This is a genomic window from Citrobacter sp. S46_ASV_140, assembly GCF_018919545.1.
Taxonomy (GTDB): Bacteria; Pseudomonadota; Gammaproteobacteria; order Enterobacterales; family Enterobacteriaceae; genus Citrobacter; species Citrobacter braakii.
Genome location: NZ_JAHLRC010000037.1, coordinates 16,730 through 39,744, shown reverse-complemented (window position 1 = coordinate 39,744; position 23,015 = coordinate 16,730). Strand labels below are relative to the sequence as shown.

The window sequence follows — 23,015 nt, the reverse complement described above, 5'->3', positions numbered from 1 at the left end:
ATTCTTATTTGCGTAGGGTGCTAAGGAATGTATCACCGCCAGGTAATAGTCCTGCGCTTAGTTAAGGTGTATTATTTATGCAACTTAATTGTGGAGGCATCATGTCCGGCAAACGTATTGCACGTGAGAAAATGACGATCCAGAGAATGATCTCGCTGTATGAGAGCCAGTGTCCGCAGGCTTCAGATGAACCGGGGCATTACGATGCGTTGTTTGCCTATGCGCAAAAGCGCCTGGATAAATGCGTATTTGGTGAGGAAAAACCGGCCTGCAAACAGTGTCCGGTGCACTGTTACCAGCCCGCTAAACGCGAAGAGATGAAGCAAATTATGCGTTGGGCTGGACCCAGAATGCTCTGGCGTCATCCGATTCTGACCGTGCGTCATCTGATTGATGACAAACGTCCGGTGCCGGAGTTACCCGAGAAATACCAGCGGAAGAAGTGATTTAGCAATTCTATGCCGGATGGCGGCTGCGCCTTATCCGGCCGACAAAGACAAACACACCAGTGGCGTAGGCCCGATAAGCGTAACGCTATCGGGCAATAATCCGTTAAACCAGTGCGTCCTTATCAATGCCCAGGCGCTTCATGCGCGAGAGTAACGTTGTGCGTTTCAACCCCAGTCTTTGTGCCGCGCCTTTAGGACCGGCGACAACGCCATTGGTTTCTTTCAGAACGCGCATTATCAGTTGGTATTCATCTTCGCCATCCTGCGCGACTTCGGTCGCCACCGGCGGCGTAGACGGCGCCAAAGCGACTACATCCGGCAAGGAAAGTTGCAGCACGTTGCCCCGGGTGAGCAGAACCGCGCGTTCTACGACGTTTTCCAGCTCGCGCACGTTACCCGGCCATTCCATGCTGCTCAGCGTACGCAGGGCTTCGGCGGGAATGCTATCGATATTGCGCCCCATCCGGCGGGCAATTTTGAAGGTGAAGGCTTTCACCAGCAGCGGAATATCTTCCGGGCGCTCGCGCAGTGGCGGCAGATGGATCGGGAAGACGTTCAGTCGATAGTAGAGATCGTTACGAAACTCGCGATCGGCGACCATCTTTTTCAGATCGCGGTTAGTGGCAGCGATCAAGCGAACGTCGGTCTGGATCAGTTTATTGCTGCCCAGACGTTCAAACTCCTGCTCCTGCAGAACGCGCAGCAGCTTGGGCTGAAGCTCCAGAGGCATGTCGCCAACTTCATCGAGAAATAACGAACTTTTGTCCGCCAGTTCAAAGCGTCCAATCCGCTGCGTGCTGGCCCCGGTAAATGCGCCACGCTCATGGCCAAACAGATCGCTTTCCAGCAATCCGGCAGGCATTGCCGCGCAGTTCATTTTCACCATCCGACGGGCGTTACGTCCGCTCAGGTTGTGAATTGCTCGTGCAATCAGCTCCTTACCCGTCCCGGTTTCACCAAGAATCAGGACAGTGCTGTCGCTTTGCGCCACCATTTCGACCTGTTTGAGTACGCTGTACATCGCTTCGCTGCGGCCAATGATTTCTCCGAACTCACTTTCCACGTTGTTGAGTTGTTCAGTCAGCGCCAGGTTTTCATCGACCAGCCGCTCCTTCAGGCGGTGGATCTCCTGGTAGGCGAGGGCGTTATCCACGGCGATCGCCACGCGTTCTGCGATTTGGCGCAGCAGTTTGAGATTGGCGGTGGTGAATACTTTCTCTTCGCATTGCGCCAGCTTAAGTACGCCGAGCATATTATTGCCGGACATCAGCGGCAGCAGGCACAGAGTCTGTAGCTGGTTGCCCCAGGTTTCGAACAACATTCTTTCGTAAGGGGCCAGGGTATCGCGTTCGCTCAGGTTAATCAGCAGCATCTCTTTACTTTTGAAGACCCGTTCAGAGAGCGTGCCGGCTTCGTCCACTTCACTTTGTTCGTGTGCCGGATGATGTTCATCCAGATAGTGAGTGGAATAAATGCTGAGCTTGTTTTTGCGATCGCTGCGTAACACGATGCTGATGGCATCAATGTCGAAGTAGTGATGGATCTCTTTGGCGACTTCGCTGACCAGCTCATCAATATCCAGGCGGGAGAGCACAGCATTGGTGATGGCGACCAGGATGCGAAAGTTATCACGCTCACGGCACAGGAGATCGTAATCGACATTGTTGCTGACCCGGCTTTGAATTTGTTCAGCAACGACGCCGACTATTTGGGTGAAGGTCTGCAGCCGGTTGTACTCTTTTTCACTCCACGGTTGGTCTTCGTTACGGATAAATTCGCAACCGCCAAAGATTCGCCCATCTGCTGCCAGCGGTAGCAGGCAGTAGTGACCAAATTTAGAATACAGCCCGCCAGAGGCCAGCTGTGGCCAGGTTTCGTTAAACTCGTGATAGTTGCAGTGCAGCGCATCGGGGCGAGACAAAATACGGCGTACCGGGCCATGCGCCAGCACCGTTTCGTCTTCATAATCGATGGGGTTACCATTTTCACGCGTCGCAAAATAACGCGCACGCTGCGTTTGTGCCTGCCATAAGACAATAGCCGCGCAGTCGGCCAGCGCTGAACGCTTGACCAGTTGCGAAAGCGCCTCGCTGAGAGACGGCAGGTCGGGCTGCTGTAATAATGTACGAGTAATATCGAACAGGCCTTGCTGTCCGAGGTCACTCATCGGTGTATACGACATATTGCTTTTCCAGGAAAAGCACCGCAGAACGGTGCGAAAACGGTAAATGAATTATAGGTATAAGTCGTAAATTATTGCCGGACTGGTCCCGCTACACGAACCGTAGACCCGATCGGCAAAACGCCATCAGGTGATAATGCAGCGTTAAGGCCGGATGTCGACGCAAATGCGTCTTACCCGGCCTACAGCTTGCTGCCAACCGGCTGTTAGCATATACGAGGTAATGGTTCGGCGTGTGGTAAATCGAGAGTGCGTTTCACGCCGTAGAGTCCGGCAAGACGCACACCTTTGCGTTCTACCACTTCACCAATCATTGCGGCATCGCGTCCTAACGGATGTGCGCGCAGCGCGGCAAGCACCGTTTCAGCAGCCTGACGCTCAACGGCAATCACCAGCTTGCCTTCGTTAGCAAAGTTAAGCGCATCCAGACCCAGCAGTTCGCAAACGCCACGCACCGCGGGCTTCACGGGCAGGGCCGCTTCAGACAGCTCAATACCAAACCCGCATGAGGCGGCAAATTCATGCGTTACCGCATTTACGCCGCCACGGGTCGCGTCACGCAGCGCCTTCACGCCGGGAATATCACGCAGCGTCTGGATAAGCGGTGTCAATACCGCGCAGTCGCTGACCAGTTCGCCATCAAGACCCAGCTGTTCGCGCAGGTTAAGGATAGTTGCGCCGTGATCGCCAAGCGTACCGCTGACCAGCAGCACATCGCCTGGGCCGAGGGTCTGTGCGCCCCAGTGAATGTTGGCGGGGATCGCCCCCATTCCGGCCGTGTTGATGAACAGCTTGTCTGCAGCGCCGCGCTGCACGACTTTGGTATCGCCGGTCACGATGGCGATGCCCGCTTCACGCGCGGTCGCCGCCATACTGTTGACGACGGTTTTCAACGTCTCCATCGGCAAACCCTCTTCGAGGATAAAACCGCAGGAGAGGTAGCGAGGGATCGCGCCGCTGACCGCCACGTCGTTAGCCGTACCGCAGATGGCCAGCTTGCCGATATTGCCACCCGGGAAGAACAACGGATCGATAACATAGCTGTCGGTTGAAAACGCCAGACGATCGCCTTCTGCAACCAGTTGCGCCAGGTCCAGACGGGCCTGATCTTCTTGTTCCGCCAGCCACGGATTAGCAAAAGCCTCCATAAACAGACTGTTGATCAACTGCTGCATAGCCTGACCGCCGCTACCGTGGGCGAGTTGTACGCTGTTCATGCTTCACACTCCTGCTGACGATACTGATACCAGGCGGCACATGCGCCTTCTGAGGAGACCATCAGGGCGCCAAACGCGGTCTCCGGGTTACAGGTTTTGCCAAATAGCGGGCACTGATGCGGTTTGCATCTGCCGGTCAATACCTCGCCGCAACGCGCGCGCGGATCGTCATACACCTGCTGCGGCGCTGGCTGGAAATGCGCTTCGGCATCAAAGCGCTGATAGTCTGGCGTCAGGTGAACGCCAGAGGATTCAATGACGCCCAGACCGCGCCATTCGCTATCGCCATTGACGCAGAATACTTCGGCGATGGCCTGTTGCGCTAACAGATTACCGGCGTCCGGCACCACGCGGCGATACTGGTTTTCAACCTGGCTATGCGCGGCAATCTTCTGTTCAATCAACATCACCACGCCCTGCAACAGATCGAGCGGTTCGAAACCGGCGACCACCAACGGACGATGGAAATCTGAAGCAATGAAATTATAGGCATCGGTGCCAATCACCATGCTGACATGGCCCGGCGCTAAGAAGGCGTCGATGCCGTTGTCCGGCTGTTCCAGCAGGCTGCGCAGTGTAGGGATAAGCGTGATGTGCTGGCAGAAAAAGTAAAAGTTCTGCACGTCACGCTGTTTTGCCTGCTGAAGGGTGATGGCGGTGGTTGGCATTGTGGTTTCAAAACCCAGGCCAAAGAACACAACCTTACGCGTTGGGTTTTCCTGCGCCAGCTTCAGCGCATCCATCGGTGAATAGACGATGCGGATATCCGCGCCGCGCGCTTTGGCTTGTAGCAAAGAACCTTGTTTACCCGGAACGCGCATCGCATCGCCAAAGGTGCAAAAAATCACTTCCGGATGGCTGGCGATTTCCACACAACTGTCGATTCTGCCCATAGGCAGAACGCAAACCGGGCAGCCCGGGCCATGAATAAACTCGACGTTGTCGGGCAACAATTGGTCGAGACCGAACTTGAAGATAGCGTGGGTATGACCACCACACACTTCCATGATGCGCAGCGGACGTTCAGCAGTGTAGGGGAGGTGTGCGGCACGTTCACACAGGTGCTCTATCAACTGCATCACCTGTTCTGGTGCGCGGTATTCGTCAACAAAACGCATTATTTTTCCTCGCCATACAACAACGCGCCGACATCCGGCTCAACGTCAAACATGTTTTGTAGCGCGTCGAGCGTGTCGCGCGCTTCAGCTTCATTAATGATGCTCATGGCAAAGCCGACGTGGACCAGTACCCACTGGCCCAGACGGGGTTGACCGTGTTCATCGCAACTTCCGACCAGCGTCAGGTCGACGTCGCGCTGAATACCGCAAACGTCGACTTTGGCCTGGTTGCCATCAATGGTGCGGATTTGACCCGGAACACCTATGCACATCGCTGCGTCTCCAGCCAGGAGAGCCATTGGTCCATGCCTTCGCCACTGGTGGCGGAAATCAGGATAATCTCAATTTCCGGGTTCACTTCCCGGGCGCTGGCGATGCACTTTTCTACGTCAAAATTGAGGTACGGCAGTAGGTCTACTTTGTTGAGCAGCATCAGCGACGCGGCGGCAAACATATGCGGGTATTTCAGCGGCTTGTCTTCGCCTTCGGTGACGGAAAGCACCGCCACTTTATGGCGTTCGCCGAGGTCGAAGCTGGCCGGGCAAACCAGGTTCCCGACGTTTTCAATGAACAGGATGCCGTTGTCTTCAAGCGGCAAACGTGGCGCGGCGTCAGCAATCATTTGTGCGTCAAGGTGGCAACCTTTACCGGTGTTGACCTGGATGGCGGGCGTACCTGTGGCGCGAATACGGGCGGCATCGTTAACCGTCTGCTGGTCGCCTTCAATGACGGCGCAAGGCACGCTGTCTTTGAGCTTCATCAGCGTTTCGGTCAGCAGCGTGGTTTTACCGGAGCCTGGGCTTGAGACAAGGTTTAATACCAGATGTTGACGGGCAGCAAAGCGGGCGCGGTTGCGCTCGGCCAGACGGTTGTTTTTATCCAGCACGTCAATTTCCACTTCCAGCATCCGGCGCTGACTCATGCCTGGCGCGTGGGTGCCTGCTTCACCGTGACCGTAATGCAAATCGCCTTCTTCATTCTGGCTCGGTGTGAAACTGGAGGTCTTCACCCCGGTAATATTCAGCGCCGGACGAGCCGCTGGGGCAAATGGCGCGCTGCGAAACGCCGAGTGGGGATTATGCTCATCACCCTCTATATAAAGGTTGCCTTCAGCGCAACCACATGTCGTACACATCGCTCACTCCTGATCTTATTACTTGCGATACTTCAGTTGCCGGATGATGACGCTTAGGCGTCGGCATCCGGCGCTGGAGTTTCATCTATTTCAATACGTCGAATCTGTAAGCCGTCATCGGCCACAATTCTCAGCATATCGCTGTTGCATTGCGGACATCTGCGCACGCGTTGCGTCAGTAAGGTGACGTATTGCTGACAAGATTCGCACCAACATTCGGCTTCTTGTTCTTCGAGGTGGAGTTTACAACCTTCTGCAAGGGTCCCGCGGCATACCAGATCAAAACAAAAGGCGAGAGCGCTGGTTTCTACGCAAGAAAATGCGCCAATTTTGAGCCAGACCCCAGTTACTCGTTGAGCACCGTATTGCGTGGCCTGTTGTTCAATCAATTCCAGTGCCCGTTGGCAGAGGGTTATTTCGTGCATACCGCCTCCTGTGAAGTTGCCGTATTAAAAGCAATAAACATGCCAGCTTGAATTTTTTCGATCGTGACAATGACGACGATGACGAAATGACATGTCGTCACCGCTCTTTGATTTTTTATCTATATGAAAATTAAGGTTTTTAATTTTGGCATGAAATGTGCTTAAAGCTGTTCATCTCTGCTAAACGGGTAACCTGACATGACTATTTGGGAAATAAGCGAAAAAGCCGATTACATCGCTGAACGGCATCGTCGCCTACAGGACCAGTGGCGTATTTACTGCAACTCGCTGGTTCAGGGGATCACCCTGTCAAAAGCGCGTTTGCATCATGCAATGAGCTGCGCACCGGACAAGGATCTCTGCTTCGTCCTTTTTGAACACTTCACTATCTACGTCACGCTGGCGGACGGCTTTAACAGCCACACCATCGAGTACTACGTTGAAACGAAAGACGGTGATGATAAGCAACTGATTGCACAGGCTGAGTTGACCATCGACGGTAAGGTTGATGAGCGTATCAGCAACCGCGATCGCGAGCAGGTGCTGGAGCACTATCTCGAAAAAATCGCCACCGTCTACGACAGCCTCTATACCGCGGTTGAAAACAATATGCCGGTGAATTTAAGCCAGCTGATTGAGGGACATAGCCCGGCTTAAGCCTTGGGTGTGCCCACTTTTGTCATGATGCGCTTTCATACTGCGTCACGACGTTTAGGGAATGGGCATGTCGAAAAATGTCGAAATGACATTTTCCAGACATGTTTTCGTCAAAAATGACTATCACCTGAGGAATGCCTGGTGAATCGTTTTGTAATTGCTGACTCCACTCTTTGCATCGGCTGCCACACCTGTGAAGCCGCCTGCTCAGAGACACATCGCCAGCATGGCCTGCAGTCAATGCCGCGCCTGAAAGTGATGTTAAATGAAAAAGAATCCGCCCCGCAGCTTTGCCACCATTGCGAAGATGCGCCTTGCGCCACCGTTTGTCCGGTTAATGCGATTAATCGCGTTGATGGTGCCGTGCAGCTGAATGAAAGCCTGTGTGTAAGCTGCAAACTGTGCGGGATTGCCTGTCCGTTTGGCGCGATTGAGTTTTCCGGTAGCCGTCCGCTGCATATCCCGGCAAACGCCAATACGCCAAAAGCGCCTCCGGCTCCGCCAGCGCCTGCCCGCGTGAGCACGTTGCTGGACTGGGTTCCGGGCATTCGTGCCATCGCGGTGAAATGCGATCTGTGCAGTTTTGACGAGCTTGGTCCGGCCTGCGTACGCATGTGCCCGACCAAAGCCCTGCACCTGGTGAGTAACGTGGATATTGCCCGCGCCAGCAAACGTAAGCGTGAGCTGACTTTCAATACCGACTTCGGCGATCTCACCTTGTTTCAGCAGGCTCAGAGTGGGGATGCAAAATGAGCGCAATTTCACTGATTAACAGCGGCGTAGCCTGGTTTACGGCGGCTGCGGTTCTGGCATTTCTGTTTTCATTTCATAAACCGCTGAGCGGCTGGATTGCCGGGGTTGGCGGTGCGGTTGGCAGCCTGTGTACGGCGGCTGCGGGTTTCACCGTACTGACTAATGCTCTGGCGGTAAGCGGTGTGATGCCATTTATTGGTCACAGTGTGCAAATTACCCCGTTGAACGCTATCTGGCTGATTACGCTGGGCCTGTGCGGCCTGTTTGTCAGCTTGTACAACATTGACTGGCATCGTCATCCGCAGGTAAAAGCCAACGGGCTGCTGGTGAATCTGCTGATGGCCGCGGCGGTATGTGCGGTGGTTGCCAGCAACCTCGGAACGCTGGTGGTGATGGCGGAAATCATGGCGCTGTGTGCCGTGTTCCTCACCGGCTGCAGCAAAGAGGGCAAACTGTGGTTTGCGCTGGGCCGCGTCGGCACGCTACTGCTGGCTATTGCCTGCTACCTGGTGTGGCAACGCTACGGCACCCTGGAGCTGCGCCTGCTTGACCTGCGCACTCAGGAACTGCCGCTCGGGTCTGATATCTGGCTGCTGGGCGTGGCGGGTTTTGGCCTGCTGGCCGGGATTATTCCGCTGCACGGATGGGTGCCACAGGCACACGCCAACGCCAGCGCACCGGCTGCGGCGCTGTTCTCTACCGTCGTCATGAAAGTGGGTCTGCTGGGTATTCTCTCCCTGTCGCTGCTGGGCGGTAATGCGCCGCTGTGGTGGGGCATCACGCTGCTGGTGCTGGGAATGATCACCGCGTTTGTCGGCGGTCTGTATGCGCTGATGGAACACAACATTCAGCGTCTGCTGGCATACCACACGCTGGAAAACATCGGCATTATTCTGCTGGGTCTGGGCGCAGGCGTAACCGGAATTTCCCTGAATCAACCTGCGCTGATTGCGCTGGGTTTGACCGGCGGTCTGTACCACCTGGTAAACCACAGCCTGTTCAAAAGCGTTCTGTTCCTGGGCGCAGGCAGCATCTGGTTCCGTACCGGTCATCGTGATATCGAAAAACTGGGCGGTATAGGTAAACGTATGCCGGTTATCTCTCTGGCGATGCTGGTTGGCCTGATGGCGATGGCCGCACTGCCGCCGCTGAACGGTTTTGCCGGTGAGTGGGTTATCTACCAGTCCTTCTTTAAGCTTGGCAACAGCGGTGCTTTTGTCGGTCGTCTGTTAGGACCGTTGCTGGCGGTAGGACTGGCGATTACCGGCGCGCTGGCGGTGATGTGTATGGCGAAAGTCTATGGCGTTACGTTCCTTGGCGCACCGCGCACGAAGGAAGCTGAAAGTGCCTGCTGCGCGCCAATCCTGATGGGCGTTAGCGTAGTCGCGTTGGCTATCTGCTGCGTGATTGGGGGCGTTGCTGCGCCGTGGCTGCTGCCGATGATCTCCGCTGCCGTTCCGCTGCCGCTGGAAACCGCGAACACCACCGTTTCTCAGCCAATGATCACGCTGCTGCTGATCGCATGTCCGCTGTTGCCGTTCATCATCATGGCGATTTTCAAAGGCAACCGTCTGCCATCGCGTTCACGCGGTGCGGCATGGGTGTGTGGTTACGATCACGAGCAGTCAATGGTCATTACCGCACACGGTTTTGCCATGCCGGTGAAAGAAGCCTTTGCGCCGGTACTCAAACTGCGCAAATGGCTGAATCCGGTATCACTGGTTCCGGGCTGGCAGAATGCGGCTGCACCGGTGCTGTTCCGTCGCCTGGCGCTGATTGAGCTGGCGGTACTGGTGGTGATTGTGGTTTCACGAGGAGCCTGAGAATGAGTGTTTTATATCCGTTAATTCAGGCGCTGGTGCTGTTTGCCGTTGCGCCGCTGCTGTCCGGTATTACCCGCGTGGCACGTGCGCGTTTGCACAATCGCCGCGGTCCGGGCGTTTTGCAGGAATACCGCGACATTATCAAACTGCTTGGCCGTCAGAGCATTGCGCCTGCGGACTCCAGTTGGGTTTTCCGCCTGACGCCGTTTGTGATGGTGGGTGTGATGCTGACTATCGCCACCGCGTTGCCGGTAGTGACCGTTGGCTCACCACTGCCGCAACTGGGCGATCTGATCACCTTAATTTACCTGTTCGCCATCGCCCGCTTCTTCTTCTCTATCGCTGGCCTGGATACCGGTAGCCCGTTTACCGCTATTGGCGCCAGCCGCGAAGCGATGCTCGGCGTGCTGGTTGAACCTATCCTGCTGCTGGGTCTGTGGGTTGCGGCGCAGGTTGCTGGCTCAACGCATATCAGCAATATCGCCGATACCATTTATCACTGGCCTGCTGCACGCAGCATTCCGTTGATTCTGGCGCTGTGCGCCTGTGCTTTCGCCACCTTTATCGAAATGGGCAAACTGCCGTTCGATCTGGCAGAGGCAGAGCAGGAGCTGCAGGAAGGTCCATTGACCGAATACAGCGGCAGCGGTTTTGCGGTGCTGAAATGGGGCATTAGCCTTAAGCAACTGGTCGTTCTGCAAATGTTCGTTGGCGTGTTCCTGCCGTGGGGACAGATGGAAACCTTCACCTCGGGTGGGCTGCTGCTGGCACTGGTAATTGCCGTCGTCAAACTGGTTCTCGGCGTGCTGGTCATCGCCCTGTTCGAAAACAGCATGGCGCGTCTGCGTTTTTGCGCCACTTCACGCGTGACCTGGGCCGGTTTTGGGTTTGCGTTTTTAGCGTTCGTCTCCTTGCTGGTGGCGTGATTTAAGAGAGTTTGAGCATGTCTGAAGAAAAATTAGGTCAACAATATCTCGCGGCGCTGCACCAGGCCTTCCCGGGCGTCGTGCTGGATGAAGCCTGGCAGACCAAAGATCAGCTGACGATCACCGTCAAGGTGAACTACCTGCCGGAAGTGGTGGAGTTCCTGTACTACAAACAGGGCGGCTGGTTGTCCGTGCTGTTTGGTAACGACGAACGTCAGCTGTGTGGTCATTATGCCGTGTACTACGTGCTGTCGATGGAGCAGGGTACCAAGTGCTGGATTACCGTGCGCGTTGAGGTCGATGCCAATAAGCTGGAGTTCCCGTCCGTCACGCCGCGCGTGCCGGCTGCGGTCTGGGGCGAGCGCGAAGTGCGCGATATGTACGGTTTGATCCCGGTTGGTTTGCCCGATGAGCGTCGTCTGGTACTGCCGGATGACTGGCCGGACGAACTCTACCCGCTGCGTAAAGACAGCATGGATTATCGCCAGCGCCCCGCGCCGACTACCGATGCTGAAACCTACGAGTTCATCAACGAACTGGGCGACAAGAAAAACAACGTGGTGCCGATTGGCCCATTGCACGTCACCTCTGATGAACCCGGTCACTTCCGTCTGTTTGTTGACGGCGAGAACATCATCGACGCCGACTACCGTCTGTTCTATGTCCACCGCGGCATGGAGAAGCTGGCGGAAACCCGCATGGGTTACAACGAAGTGACCTTCTTGTCCGACCGCGTGTGCGGCATTTGCGGCTTTGCGCACAGCACCGCCTATACCACCTCCGTCGAGAACGCGATGGGCATCGTCGTGCCGGAACGTGCGCAGATGATCCGCGCCATTCTGCTGGAAGTTGAACGCCTGCACTCGCACCTGCTGAACCTCGGCCTGGCCTGTCACTTTACCGGTTTTGACTCCGGCTTTATGCAGTTCTTCCGCGTGCGTGAAACCTCCATGAAGATGGCGGAGATCCTCACCGGGGCACGTAAAACTTACGGTCTGAACCTGATCGGCGGTATTCGTCGTGATCTGCTGAAAGAGGATATGATCCAGACCCGTCAACTGGCGCAGCAGATGCGTCGTGACGTGCAGGAACTGGTCGATATGCTGCTCAGCACGCCGAACATGGAACAGCGTACCGTAGGTATTGGTCGTCTTGATCCGGAAATTGCCCGTGATTTCAGTAACGTCGGCCCGATGGTACGCGCCAGCGGCCATGCGCGTGACACTCGCGCCGATCACCCGTTTGTGGGCTATGGTCTGCTGCCGATGGAAGTTCACAGTGAGCAGGGTTGCGACGTTATTTCTCGTCTGAAAGTCCGTATCAATGAAGTCTACACCGCACTGAATATGATCGACTTTGGTCTGGACAACCTGCCAGGCGGCCCGCTGGCTGTGGAAGGTTTTACCTACATTCCACACCGCTTTGCGCTGGGCTTTGCTGAAGCGCCGCGCGGGGATGACATCCACTGGAGTATGACTGGCGACAACCAGAAACTGTATCGCTGGCGCTGTCGCGCGGCGACTTACGCCAACTGGCCGACGCTGCGCTACATGCTGCGTGGCAACACCGTTTCCGATGCCCCGCTGATTATCGGTAGCCTCGATCCTTGCTATTCCTGTACCGACCGTATGACCGTGGTCGATGTGCGTAAGAAGAAGAGCAAAGTCGTGCCGTACAAAGAACTTGAGCGCTACAGCATCGAGCGTAAAAACTCGCCGCTGAAATAAGGAATCGCCATGTTTACCTTTATCAAAAAAGTCATCAAAACTGGGGCGCCGACATCGTCGTATCCGCTGGAGCCGATTGCGGTCGATAAAAACTTCCGTGGCAAACCGGAACACAATCCGCAGCAGTGCATTGGCTGTGCGGCCTGTGTGAATGCGTGCCCGTCGAACGCGCTGACGGTAGAAACCGATCTGGTCACCCATGAGCTGGCGTGGCAGTTCAACCTCGGCCGTTGCATCTTCTGCGCCCGCTGCGAAGAAGTCTGCCCGACGGCGGCAATCAAGCTGTCGCAGGAGTATGAACTGGCGGTGTGGAAGAAAGAGGATTTCCTGCAGCAGTCCCGCTTTGCGCTGTGTAATTGTCGCGTATGTAACCGCCCGTTTGCGGTACAAAAAGAGATCGATTACGCCATTGCGCTGCTTAAGCACAACGGTGACAGCCGTGCGGAAAACCACCGTGAAAGCTTTGAGACCTGCCCGGATTGTAAGCGCCAGAAATGCCTGGTGCCGTCTGACCGTATTGAACTGACTCGCCATATGAAAGAGGCCAGCTGATGAGCAATTTATTAGGCCCACGTGACGCCAACGGTATTCCGGTACCGATGACGGTGGATGAATCCATTGCCAGCATGAAAGCGTCGCTGCTTAAAAGCATCAAGCGTTCAGCGTACGTTTACCGTGTGGACTGCGGTGGCTGCAACGGCTGTGAAATCGAAATCTTCGCTACGCTTTCTCCGCTGTTTGATGCCGAACGTTTTGGGATCAAAGTTGTACCATCACCGCGCCATGCGGATATCCTGCTGTTTACCGGCGCGGTAACGCGTGCCATGCGCTCTCCGGCGCTGCGCGCCTGGCAGTCTGCGCCAGATCCGAAAATTTGTATCTCTTACGGTGCCTGCGGTAACAGCGGCGGTATCTTCCACGACTTATACTGCGTATGGGGCGGCACGGATAAAATCGTACCGGTGGATGTGTATATTCCTGGCTGTCCGCCAACGCCTGCGGCTACGCTGTACGGTTTTGCAATGGCGCTGGGTCTGCTGGAACAAAAAATTCACGCGCGTGCGCCAGGTGAACTGGACGAACAGCCGGCTGAAATTCTGCATCCGGATATGGTTCAGCCGCTGCGCGTGAAGGTGGATCGTGAAGCACGCCGTCTGGCGGGCTACCGCTACGGTCGCCAGATTGCTGATGACTATATGACCCAGTTAGGGCAGGGCGAGCATCAGGTGGCGCGCTGGCTGGAAGCGGAAAACGATCCGCGTCTGACCGAGATCGTCACGCATCTTAATCATGTTGTCGAAGAGGCGCGTATCCGATGAGTGAAACGGTGGTGTTCAGTCAACTGAGCCGTAAGTTTATTGATGAGAACGATGCAACGCCCGCTGAGGCGCAGCAGGTTGTCTATTACAGCCTGGCGATTGGTCACCACCTTGGGATCATCGATTGCCTGGAAGCGGCGTTAACCTGTCCGTGGGATGAATATCTGGCGTGGATTGCCACGCTTGCCGAAGGCAGTGAAGCCCGCCGGAAAATGGAAGGCGTGCCGAAGTACGGCGAGATCGTCATCGATTTCAACCATGTGCAGATGCTGGCGCGCGCGTTCGATGATGCGCGTGCCGTGCAGACTCCGCAGCAGCAGGAGTGGAGCAAGCTGATGCTCAGCATGCTGCACGATATCCACCAGGAAAGCGCCATCTACCTGATGGTGAGGAGACATCGTGACTGACGTTTTATTATGTGTGGGTAACAGCATGATGGGCGATGACGGCGCGGGGCCGCTGTTAGCCGAAATGTGTGCTGCAAATCCTCAAGGTCAATGGGTTGTCATCGACGGCGGTAGTGCGCCGGAAAACGACATCGTCGCCATCCGTGAGTTGCATCCGCAGCGTCTGTTGATTGTGGATGCCACCGACATGGGGCTAAACCCTGGTGAAATCCGCATTATCGATCCTGATGATATTGCCGAGATGTTCATGATGACCACCCACAACATGCCGCTGAACTACCTGGTCGATCAGCTGAAAGACGACGTTGGCGAGGTGATTTTCCTTGGCATTCAGCCGGATATTGTCGGTTTTTACTACCCGATGACACAGCCGATCAAAGATGCGGTAGATACCGTCTATCAGCGATTAGCCGGGTGGGAAGGACACGGTGGGTTCGCTGAATTAGAGGCACCGGAAGCCTGAGCCTGAGGGCACTGAATACCGGATGGTGTGTCGCATTACCACCATCCGGATAACGTCGACACCCTCGAAAAAGACTATTCACCCGCTTGTTCAATAATTAATTTCCCCTGCGTAACCGATACTTTTACCGACGTGCCCGTTGGGAACCCCGCCTGTTCCAGCCAGTCTCCGTTCATCGTGAGTGAAGCATGGCGGCTTATACGTCGTGTAAAACCGGTTTTGCGATCTTCATGCCGTACTCTGACATAGCTGACTTTAAAATGACGTAATGGCTTGTTGATAACCGCTTCGGCATTACCATTTTTACCAGACATAAACACTCCCTTGTTACGAATAAAACGATGGAAAACTACTGAATAAAATGCCAGTAAAAAGGCGGGAGGGCAAACCCGAAACTGGAAGGCAGATCCAGAAAATAGAATGCAAATAATGAAAGGATGAGAAGTTGATAATAGTTGGGGGGAATATTCTCTTCTTTTACTAATACGGGAGTTATATTATATTTCGGCGTTGTTCAGGGAGGTTATATACTCGAATTATTTAGAATTTGAATATATGGGAAATTAATATACAGGAGTTATTTATGCGTTCAGGTATTCGTTTGGTAAATTTAATTATTATTTCCTCTCTTCTTAGCGGGTGCGAGACGGCGGCTGACGCGTTCTTCTCTGCGGGAGACCGATTATTTCAACCGGGGGAGTCATCAGCTGCGTCAATGCCAACCTTGTCCGTCGATGATTTTGTCGCGCCCTATACCTTAAATCCTGTTAAAGCCAATAAGGACTATCTTGGTGAATGGGTGAAGCTGCGGGGCGTGGTCATTGATATTCGTAAGATTAATGGTATTTCCAATGCTTATTCTTATCTTGTCAGCCTGAAAGACGAAAATAATAAAACGAACAACGTGATTCAGTTCCAGTTTGGCTCCCATAATAGTACGAATGTTGAGTCATTACAGATTGGCCGGAGCGCGACAATTATTGGTCAGGTCCACGCGTTGGGCGAAGCGCCTTTGCCGCTGCTGCAAAATCCTAAAGTTGTACAATAAAAATGATAACAGACAGCGGGTATATATATTCTGAATAATACGTGTTGCCGGATGGCGGCGTCATCCGGCAACATTGTTATTCCAGATCGGTCCCGTTGCTCGCAATCACTTTCTTATACCACCAGAACGATTTTTTGCGTTTACGCGCTAACGTGCCGTTGCCCGCGTCATCGCGGTCCACATACACAAAGCCGTAGCGTTTGCTCATCTCACCGGTTGAGGCTGAAACCAAATCGATACAGCCCCAGGTGGTGTAGCCCAGCAGCGGCACGCCATCCTCAATAGCATCTGCCATGGCGCGAATGTGCTCGCGTAAATAGCTAATGCGATAGTCGTCATTGATTTCGCCGTTAGCATCGATCTCATCTTTCGCCCCCAGCCCGTTTTCCACCAGAAACAACGGCTTCTGGTAGCGGTCATACATCATATTCATGGTGATGCGCAGGCCGAGCGGATCGATACCCCAGCCCCATTCGCTGGCGGCAATGTACGGATTACGCAGCGACTTCACCACGTTAGCGGCGCTGGTATTGCCAGTATTCATTTCAGCGGAGGCGCAGCGCGATGCGTAATAGCTAAACGAGACGAAATCGACGGTGTTTTTCAGGATATCGTCATCTCCCGCCGCTTTTTCTATCACCACGCCTTTTTCGCGAAACACACGGGCAGAGTAAGCGGGGTAAGCCCCGCGCGCCTGCACATCAATAAAGAACAGGTTTTCGCGGTCTTTTTCCAGCGCGGTCCACACATCTTCCGGTTTACAGGAATAAGGATAAAAATTACCGCCCGCCAGCATACAGCCGACCTGGTTTTGCGGATTAATTTCATGGGCAATTTTAGTTGCCAGGGCGCTGGCAATCAGTTCGTGGTGGGCGGACTGATATTTCACCTGATCCTGATTTTCACCTTCTTCAAACACCAGTCCGGCGCCAGAAAAAGGGCTGTGCAGCATAATGTTGATTTCGTTGAACGTTAGCCAGTACTTCACCAGACCGTCAAAGGCCTCGAAGCAGGTACGGGCGTAGCGGGTAAAGAACTCCACCATTTTGCGGTTACGCCAGGAGCCATACTCGCTGACCAGATGCATCGGCACATCGAAGTGACACAGCGTAACTAACGGCTCAATACCGTATTTTTTACACTCGGCAAACACGGCCCGGTAAAACGCGATACCCTCTTCATTAGGCGTCAGCTCGTCGCCGTTGGGGTAGAGACGGCTCCAGGCAATGGAAGTACGAAAAACCGTAAACCCCATTTCCGCCATCAGCGCGATATCTTCTTTATAGCGATGATAAAAGTCGATTGCCTGATGGCTGGGATAAAATTCGTCATCCCGTAGCGTAAAGCGTTTTTCCTGACCCAGTTTGACGGCCATGCGGTTTGCGCCGTGGGGGAGCATATCGACGGTGGTCAGCCCTTTGCCGCCTTCCCGGTATGCCCCTTCAGACTGGTTGGCGGCCAGTGCGCCGCCCCATAAAAATCCTTGCGGAAAAACAGACATAGTTAACCTCAGTTCATACCAGTCAAATGCTGGCTCTATTGATATTGCCTGGTTGCGCGGCCTGGTTGCTTCTGGCCTGCGCGGCTGCATCTTCGACAGGAATATCTTCAAAGCCGAGGAGCAGTGTTAATACAAAGGAAAGCACGACCGCCAGCGCCATCACGCCAAACACCCAAACGATGGTCATCGGATTGGCTGGATCGAAAAACTGTACGCTGGTGAACAAGCCTGGAGCCGCCATGGAGTGGCTCGCCAGTCCGGCCATTCCGGCAACGGCACCGCAGATAAAGCCGCTGATAAGACTCGCAATCAGTGGGCGTTTCAGGCGGATCGCCACGCCATACAGCGCGGGTTCGGAAATGCCTGCCATGATGGCCGAGGCGGCTGCCGCTAACGCCGTCTGACGCAGTTCCGGGTTTTTGGTTTTCCATGCCACTGCCAGCGATGAACCGCCCAGCGACAAATTGGCGCCAATTTCTGACGGCATCACCATGCCTTCTTTTCCGGTTTCGGCAATGGTCTGAATAATGGTTGGCGTGAAGACGCGGTGCATACCGGTCATCACCAGCAACGGCCACAATGCGCCCATAATGGCCACCGACAGCCAGCCGAGATAGCCGTGAATGGTATAAACCAGCGCTGAAATTGCACTACCGATCCAGATACCGATCGGGCCAATGATGACGATGGCGAGTGGGGCGGCGATCAGCACGATTAGCATCGGTTTAAGGAAGTTTTTGGTTACCGCCGGAGTGATGCGATCGACCCAGCGTTCGATGTAGGACAGACACCAGGTCATGACCAGCGCCGGGATCACCGTGTAGGTGTATTTCACCGCCGTCACCGGGATCAGGGCAAACTCAACGTGCTCACCCTGCGCGGCCTTCGCCATCAGTTCGATGAAGCTGGGATGCACCAGTACGCCAGCGATGGCGATTGCCAGCGACATGTTGGTTTTGAATTTTATGGCTGCTGAGGCGGCGACCATCAGTGGCAGGAAGAAGAAGGCACCGTCGCCGATTACGGTCAGAATAGTGAGCGTGGACGATCCTTTCACCAGCACGCCGGTCATTTCGAGGATCATTGCCAGCAGCTTGAGCATTGATCCGCCGATAATAGCCGGGATCAACGGGGACATTGTGCCGATCAGCGCGTCGAGGATCCCCGCGCCAATCCGCTTCAGCGTCAGCCGAGGTTTGGTTTGCGGCTCTGCAGGTTGCATATTGGCAGGCAACAGGCTGACTACCTCGCGATACGCCTGCGAAACGGTGTTGCCGATGATCACCTGGCACTGGTTATCGCTGCGCACCACGCCGAGCACGCCAGGGAGCGTCTTCAGCGTCGTGCTGTCGACCTGCGAGTCATCTTTGATAACGAAACGCAAACGGGTCATACAGTGGGTCACTGCTGTGATGTTGTCCACGCCTCCCAGAGCCGTCACAACCGAGCGCGCCAGCGCTGCATAATTTTTGGACATCGGATTTAATCCTGTTTTATCAGTAGAGTACGTTATGTTTTATCCGTTCACGTTGGTCGCTTTTCTGGGTTGATGAAACGCAGATAGGAAACCGGTTCCACAAAATCATGTTTAAATTACACGTAATGGGCAAGGTTTAATTTTGATCGTTTTTTATAATTGTGACTCCGATCACCAGATGTCAGCGTTTGCAATTTAGCAGCAAGGACAGCGGCGAAACGGTGCAGTACACTGCGTCACATTGAGAGAAAAGGGATGAGTAATATGACCACGATGCTGGAGGTGGCGAAGCGTGCCGGGGTGTCAAAAGCGACGGTTTCCCGGGTGCTTTCCGGGAATGGCTATGTCAGCCAGGAAACCAAAGACCGCGTGTTTCAGGCCATTGAAGAGAGTTGTTACCGCCCTAACTTGCTGGCACGCAGTCTGGCAGCGAAAACAACGCAGACGCTGGGTCTGGTGGTAACTAACACCCTTTATCACGGCGTCTATTTCAGCGAACTGCTGTTTCATACCGCGCGGATGGCGGAAGATAAGGGACGCCAGTTGTTGCTGGCTGACGGTAAGCACAGCGCAGAGGAAGAGCGTCAGGCGATCCAGTACCTGCTCGACCTGCGCTGTGACGCGATTATGATCTATCCGCGTTTTCTTAGCGTGGATGAGATAGACGATATCATTGACGCCCACGCCCAGCCGATTATGGTGCTTAATCGGCGGCTGCGGAAAAATACCAGCCACTGCGTGTGGTGCGATCAAAAGCAAACCAGTTTTAACGCCGTTACTCAGCTCATTGCCGCCGGGCACAAAGAGATTGGTTTTATTACTGGCTCGATGGATTCGCCAACCGGCGTGGAGCGACTTTCAGGCTATAAAGACGCGCTGGCACATCATGGCATTCCGCTTAATAATGATTTGATTGTTAAAGGGAAATGGACGCCAGCCTGCGGCGCGGCGGGAGTCGATACTTTGCTTTCGCATAAGGTCAATTTTACCGCGCTGGTGGCCAGCAATGATGATATGGCGATCGGTGCGATGAAGCAGTTGCACGCGCATGGCGTGAGCGTCCCTGCTCAGGTGTCGGTGATTGGCTTCGACGATATCGCCATCGCGCCATACACTATTCCGGCGCTTTCCAGCGTCAAAATCCCGGTAACGGAAATGATCCAGGAAACGATAGGCCGCCTGATCTTTATGCTGGATGACGGGGCGTTTACCCCGCCAAAAACCTTCACCGGTGAACTCATTCAACGCGACTCTGTTGCGCCGCTCGTTTTGCGCTGACGGCTGTCATTTGTCATCGTCACTAGTGACGATGACACGGCTTCTCTGCATTCATCAAAATAAAAAACCTTTAATAACAGCTAATTAAATTCTGGCACGATTTATGAATGCTTCGGCAGATAATCTGTCATTGCTGGAGAAATTGATGAACCGTTTCATCATTGCAGACGCCAATAAATGCATTGGTTGCCGTACCTGTGAAGTGGCCTGCGTGGTATCCCATCAGGATAACCAGGACTGCGCATCGCTGACCCCTGAAACCTTTTTACCCCGCATTCACGTCATCAAAGGCGTTAATGTCTCCACGGCGACGCTGTGCCGCCAGTGTGAAGACGCGCCGTGCGCTAACGTCTGTCCGAACGGTGCAATCAGCCGTGATAAAGGCTTTGTCCACGTGATGCAGGAGCGCTGCATTGGGTGTAAAACCTGCGTTGTGGCTTGCCCTTATGGCGCAATGGAAGTGGTCGTGCGTCCGGTTGTTCGTAACAGCGGGGCAGGTCTGAACGTCCGGGCAGAAAAAGCCGAAGCCAATAAGTGCGACCTGTGCCACCATCGTGAGGCCGGTCCTGCCTGTATGGAAGTCTGCCCGACTCACGCGCTGATTTATGTGGATCGCAATAAGCTTGAGCAACTGAGTGCTGAAAAACGCCGTCGCGCGGCGCTGGATTCCACTGCATCTTTGCTGTTCTGATATCTGAAAATCCGCGTAAAATACGTGCCGGATAAGGCGAAGCCGCCATCCGGCAAACGGACATTTCAGGGATACAATACCGCGGGAATTCATCATGACAATAAACAACCACTCCGGCGTACAGCTGCGTATTCGCGGTAAGGTACAGGGCGTCGGATTTCGCCCCTACGTCTGGCAACTGGCGCAGCGGTTACAGCTACATGGCGATGTGTGTAACGACGGTGACGGTGTGGTTGTGCGTATACAGGAAGATCCGGCAGAGTTTATTGCGCAATTGCATCAACACTGCCCGCCGCTGGCGCGCATTGACAGCGTTGAGAGCGAACCGTTCGCCTGGAAGCAGCCGCCTGCCGACTTCTCGATTCGGCAAAGTGCTGGCGGCACGATGAATACGCAAATCGTTCCGGATGCCGCGACCTGTCCCGAATGTCTGGTTGAAATGAACACCCCCGGTGAACGCCGCTATCGTTATCCCTTTATCAACTGCACCCACTGTGGCCCGCGCTTTACGATCATCCGCGCCATGCCCTACGATCGCCCGTTTACCGTGATGGCGTCATTCCCACTCTGTGCGCAATGCGATAAAGAGTATCGTGATCCGTACGACCGTCGCTTCCATGCCCAGCCCGTTGCCTGTCCGGCATGCGGTCCCCACCTCGAATGGTTTAGCGCGGGTGAGCGGGCGGAGAAAGAAGAAGCGTTGCAGGCGGCAGTATCGCGCCTGAAAGCGGGCGGTATTGTGGCCGTTAAAGGGATTGGTGGGTTTCATCTGGTGTGCGATGCACGAAATGATGACGCCGTAGCGCTGCTCAGGCTGCGCAAACACCGTCCGGCAAAACCTCTGGCAGTGATGCTGCCCGGTGATGACGGACTGCCTGAACCCGCTCGTCGTTTGCTGACAACCCCAGCCGCGCCGATCGTGTTGGTGCAGAAACGCTATATCGCAGCATTGAGCGAGGGCATTGCGCCAGGGTTAACGGAAGTGGGCGTCATGCTGCCAGCGAATCCGTTGCAGCATTTGCTCTTACAAGAGATGAATTGTCCGTTGGTAATGACCTCCGGCAATCTCAGCGGCAGACCGCCCGCTATTACCAACGCGCAGGCGCTGGAAGATTTACACGAAATTGCCGATGGTTTCCTGCTGCATAACCGCGAAATTGTGCAGCGGATGGATGACTCTGTGGTACGCGACAGTGGGGAGATGCTGCGTCGTTCACGGGGTTACGTGCCGGATGCGGTGGCGCTGCCGCCAGGATTTCACGACGTGCCGCCGATGCTTTGCCTGGGCGCAGATCTGAAAAATACCTTCTGCCTGGTGCGTGGTGAACAGGCGGTTATCAGCCAGCATTTGGGCGATCTCAGCGATGACGGCATTCAGCAGCAGTGGCGTGATGCGCTGCGCCTGATCCAGAACATTTATGACTTTTCGCCGCAGCGTATCGTGCATGATGCACACCCTGGTTATGTTTCCAGCCAGTGGGCCAGCGAAATGAATCTGCCAACCGAAACGGTGCTGCATCACCATGCGCATGCCGCTGCGTGTCTGGCCGAGCACGGCTGGTCGCTCGATGGTGGTGACGTGATTGCTCTGACGTTAGACGGTATCGGCATGGGGGAAAATGGCGCGCTGTGGGGGGGAGAGTGTTTGCGGATCAACTATCGTGAATGCGAACACCTTGGCGGCTTGCCAGCGGTAGCGCTGGCGGGGGGCGATCTGGCGGCAAAACAGCCGTGGCGCAATTTGCTCACGCAGTGCCTGCGTTTTGTTTCTGACTGGCAGCGCTACCCGGAAACATCGGTGCTGCAACATCAAAACTGGAACGTGCTGGCGCGCGCCATTGAGCGGGGGATTAACGCACCGCTGGCGTCATCGTGCGGACGGCTGTTTGATGCCGTTGCCGCCGCGCTTCAATGTGCGCCGGAATCGCTGAGTTATGAAGGTGAGGCAGCCTGCGCGCTGGAGGCGATGGCATCGCAATGTGCTGGCGTTGAGCACCCTGTCACGGTGCCGCTTGATGGCAATCAGCTGGACTTAGCGGTTTTTTGGCAGCAATGGCTGACCTGGCAGGCCAAACCTGCCGAAAGAGCGTGGGCGTTTCACGACGCGCTGGCGCGTGGGTTTGCTACCCTGATGCGTTTGCAGGCCGAAGAGCGGGGGATTAAGACGCTGGTATTCAGCGGAGGTGTGATGCATAACCGCTTATTGTCAGCCCGGCTGGCGTTTTATCTGCATGATTTTACCTTACTGTTCCCACAGCGTTTACCGGCGGGCGACGGCGGGTTGTCGTTGGGGCAGGGCGTGATTGCCGCGGCGCGGGCGTTGGCGCAAAAATAAAAAAAGCCCCGGGACTGGCGGGGCAAGAACAACAGGTCGGGGCATACCGACAAGTGGCAACGCACATCCATGTGCGTGAGGTTA

General features: G+C 54.9%; 23 protein-coding genes. 14 read left to right on the top strand and 9 right to left on the bottom strand.

The window, feature by feature from the left end:
- The first annotated feature begins 101 nt into the window (after window positions 1-101).
- Window positions 102-446, top strand: a complete 345-nt coding sequence (locus KQJ19_RS11940) for a nitrous oxide-stimulated promoter family protein (protein ID WP_003825888.1) — start codon at window positions 102-104, stop codon at window positions 444-446.
- 106 nt (window positions 447-552) lie between these two features.
- On the opposite strand, the gene flhA is transcribed toward KQJ19_RS11940, so the two are convergent.
- The 6 genes from flhA to hypA all read right to left on the bottom strand — a co-directional run bounded on the left by flhA (window position 553) and on the right by hypA (window position 6,526).
- Window positions 553-2,631: a formate hydrogenlyase transcriptional activator FlhA gene (gene flhA / locus KQJ19_RS11935; protein ID WP_200047476.1), complete on the bottom strand. Its 2,079-nt coding sequence runs from the start codon at window positions 2,629-2,631 to the stop codon at window positions 553-555.
- Between the two features lie 206 nt (window positions 2,632-2,837).
- Complete coding sequence (hypE, locus tag KQJ19_RS11930) at window positions 2,838-3,848, bottom strand: hydrogenase maturation carbamoyl dehydratase HypE (RefSeq protein WP_016157324.1); 1,011 nt, start codon at window positions 3,846-3,848, stop codon at window positions 2,838-2,840.
- Window positions 3,845-4,966, bottom strand: coding sequence for a hydrogenase formation protein HypD (hypD, locus tag KQJ19_RS11925; protein ID WP_019077547.1), 1,122 nt, complete (start codon window positions 4,964-4,966; stop codon window positions 3,845-3,847). The genes hypE and hypD overlap by 4 nt, the downstream gene beginning before the upstream one ends.
- Complete coding sequence (gene hypC, locus KQJ19_RS11920) at window positions 4,966-5,238, bottom strand: hydrogenase 3 maturation protein HypC (protein WP_003037411.1); 273 nt, start codon at window positions 5,236-5,238, stop codon at window positions 4,966-4,968. The genes hypD and hypC overlap by 1 nt, the downstream gene beginning before the upstream one ends.
- On the bottom strand, window positions 5,229-6,101 hold the full coding sequence (hypB, locus tag KQJ19_RS11915) for a hydrogenase nickel incorporation protein HypB (RefSeq protein WP_141875573.1): 873 nt from the start codon (window positions 6,099-6,101) through the stop codon (window positions 5,229-5,231). The genes hypC and hypB overlap by 10 nt, the downstream gene beginning before the upstream one ends.
- Before the next feature lie 53 nt (window positions 6,102-6,154).
- A complete protein-coding gene (gene hypA, locus KQJ19_RS11910) occupies window positions 6,155-6,526 on the bottom strand; it encodes a hydrogenase maturation nickel metallochaperone HypA (RefSeq protein ID WP_016154191.1) in 372 nt (123 codons plus the stop codon).
- Window positions 6,527-6,724: 198 nt separating this feature from the next.
- Between hypA and hycA the strand changes: the two genes are divergently transcribed.
- From hycA to hycI, 9 genes are all read left to right on the top strand, one after another.
- Window positions 6,725-7,183: a formate hydrogenlyase regulator HycA gene (hycA, locus tag KQJ19_RS11905; protein ID WP_016154190.1), complete on the top strand. Its 459-nt coding sequence runs from the start codon at window positions 6,725-6,727 to the stop codon at window positions 7,181-7,183.
- 141 nt (window positions 7,184-7,324) lie between these two features.
- Complete coding sequence (hycB, locus tag KQJ19_RS11900; protein ID WP_016154189.1) at window positions 7,325-7,936, top strand: formate hydrogenlyase subunit HycB; 612 nt, start codon at window positions 7,325-7,327, stop codon at window positions 7,934-7,936.
- A complete protein-coding gene (gene hycC, locus KQJ19_RS11895; RefSeq protein WP_216403680.1) occupies window positions 7,933-9,759 on the top strand; it encodes a formate hydrogenlyase subunit 3 in 1,827 nt (608 codons plus the stop codon). The genes hycB and hycC overlap by 4 nt, the downstream gene beginning before the upstream one ends.
- 2 nt (window positions 9,760-9,761) lie before the next feature.
- On the top strand, window positions 9,762-10,685 hold the full coding sequence (locus KQJ19_RS11890) for a respiratory chain complex I subunit 1 family protein (RefSeq protein ID WP_046274832.1): 924 nt from the start codon (window positions 9,762-9,764) through the stop codon (window positions 10,683-10,685).
- A 17-nt stretch (window positions 10,686-10,702) separates the two neighbouring features.
- Window positions 10,703-12,412: a formate hydrogenlyase subunit HycE gene (gene hycE / locus KQJ19_RS11885; protein WP_016154186.1), complete on the top strand. Its 1,710-nt coding sequence runs from the start codon at window positions 10,703-10,705 to the stop codon at window positions 12,410-12,412.
- A gap of 9 nt (window positions 12,413-12,421) precedes the next feature.
- Window positions 12,422-12,964 (top strand): formate hydrogenlyase subunit HycF, encoded by a 543-nt coding sequence (gene hycF, locus KQJ19_RS11880; protein WP_016154185.1) that lies wholly within the window; start codon window positions 12,422-12,424, stop codon window positions 12,962-12,964.
- The gene (gene hycG / locus KQJ19_RS11875) at window positions 12,964-13,731 is read left to right on the top strand and encodes a formate hydrogenlyase subunit HycG (protein ID WP_003037388.1); all 768 of its coding nucleotides are present in this window, start codon (window positions 12,964-12,966) and stop codon (window positions 13,729-13,731) included. The genes hycF and hycG overlap by 1 nt, the downstream gene beginning before the upstream one ends.
- Window positions 13,728-14,138 (top strand): formate hydrogenlyase maturation HycH family protein, encoded by a 411-nt coding sequence (locus tag KQJ19_RS11870; protein ID WP_003037385.1) that lies wholly within the window; start codon window positions 13,728-13,730, stop codon window positions 14,136-14,138. The genes hycG and KQJ19_RS11870 overlap by 4 nt, the downstream gene beginning before the upstream one ends.
- Window positions 14,131-14,601 (top strand): hydrogenase maturation peptidase HycI, encoded by a 471-nt coding sequence (hycI, locus tag KQJ19_RS11865; protein ID WP_141875572.1) that lies wholly within the window; start codon window positions 14,131-14,133, stop codon window positions 14,599-14,601. The genes KQJ19_RS11870 and hycI overlap by 8 nt, the downstream gene beginning before the upstream one ends.
- 74 nt (window positions 14,602-14,675) lie before the next feature.
- Here hycI and KQJ19_RS11860 read toward each other — a convergent pair whose 3' ends face one another.
- On the bottom strand, window positions 14,676-14,915 hold the full coding sequence (locus KQJ19_RS11860; protein ID WP_016154182.1) for a SymE family type I addiction module toxin: 240 nt from the start codon (window positions 14,913-14,915) through the stop codon (window positions 14,676-14,678).
- A 269-nt stretch (window positions 14,916-15,184) separates the two neighbouring features.
- Between KQJ19_RS11860 and KQJ19_RS11855 the strand changes: the two genes are divergently transcribed.
- Window positions 15,185-15,649, top strand: a complete 465-nt coding sequence (locus KQJ19_RS11855) for an OB-fold putative lipoprotein (protein WP_141875571.1) — start codon at window positions 15,185-15,187, stop codon at window positions 15,647-15,649.
- Window positions 15,650-15,725: 76 nt separating this feature from the next.
- Here KQJ19_RS11855 and KQJ19_RS11850 read toward each other — a convergent pair whose 3' ends face one another.
- Window positions 15,726-17,150, bottom strand: a complete 1,425-nt coding sequence (locus KQJ19_RS11850; RefSeq protein WP_200047480.1) for a 6-phospho-beta-glucosidase — start codon at window positions 17,148-17,150, stop codon at window positions 15,726-15,728.
- A gap of 22 nt (window positions 17,151-17,172) precedes the next feature.
- The gene (gene ascF, locus KQJ19_RS11845) at window positions 17,173-18,627 is read right to left on the bottom strand and encodes a PTS cellobiose/arbutin/salicin transporter subunit IIBC (protein ID WP_049268536.1); all 1,455 of its coding nucleotides are present in this window, start codon (window positions 18,625-18,627) and stop codon (window positions 17,173-17,175) included.
- Window positions 18,628-18,891: 264 nt separating this feature from the next.
- On the opposite strand from ascF, the gene KQJ19_RS11840 reads away from it, so the two are divergent.
- The 3 genes from KQJ19_RS11840 (at window position 18,892) to hypF (ending at window position 22,931) form a co-directional block, all read left to right on the top strand.
- On the top strand, window positions 18,892-19,905 hold the full coding sequence (locus KQJ19_RS11840; protein ID WP_216403679.1) for a LacI family DNA-binding transcriptional regulator: 1,014 nt from the start codon (window positions 18,892-18,894) through the stop codon (window positions 19,903-19,905).
- 145 nt (window positions 19,906-20,050) lie between these two features.
- Window positions 20,051-20,596 (top strand): electron transport protein HydN, encoded by a 546-nt coding sequence (hydN, locus tag KQJ19_RS11835; RefSeq protein ID WP_003037366.1) that lies wholly within the window; start codon window positions 20,051-20,053, stop codon window positions 20,594-20,596.
- A 94-nt stretch (window positions 20,597-20,690) separates the two neighbouring features.
- Window positions 20,691-22,931 carry a carbamoyltransferase HypF gene (hypF, locus tag KQJ19_RS11830; RefSeq protein ID WP_216403678.1) on the top strand — a complete coding sequence of 747 codons (2,241 nt, stop codon included), beginning with the start codon at window positions 20,691-20,693 and terminating at the stop codon, window positions 22,929-22,931.
- Window positions 22,932-23,015 lie beyond the last annotated feature (84 nt).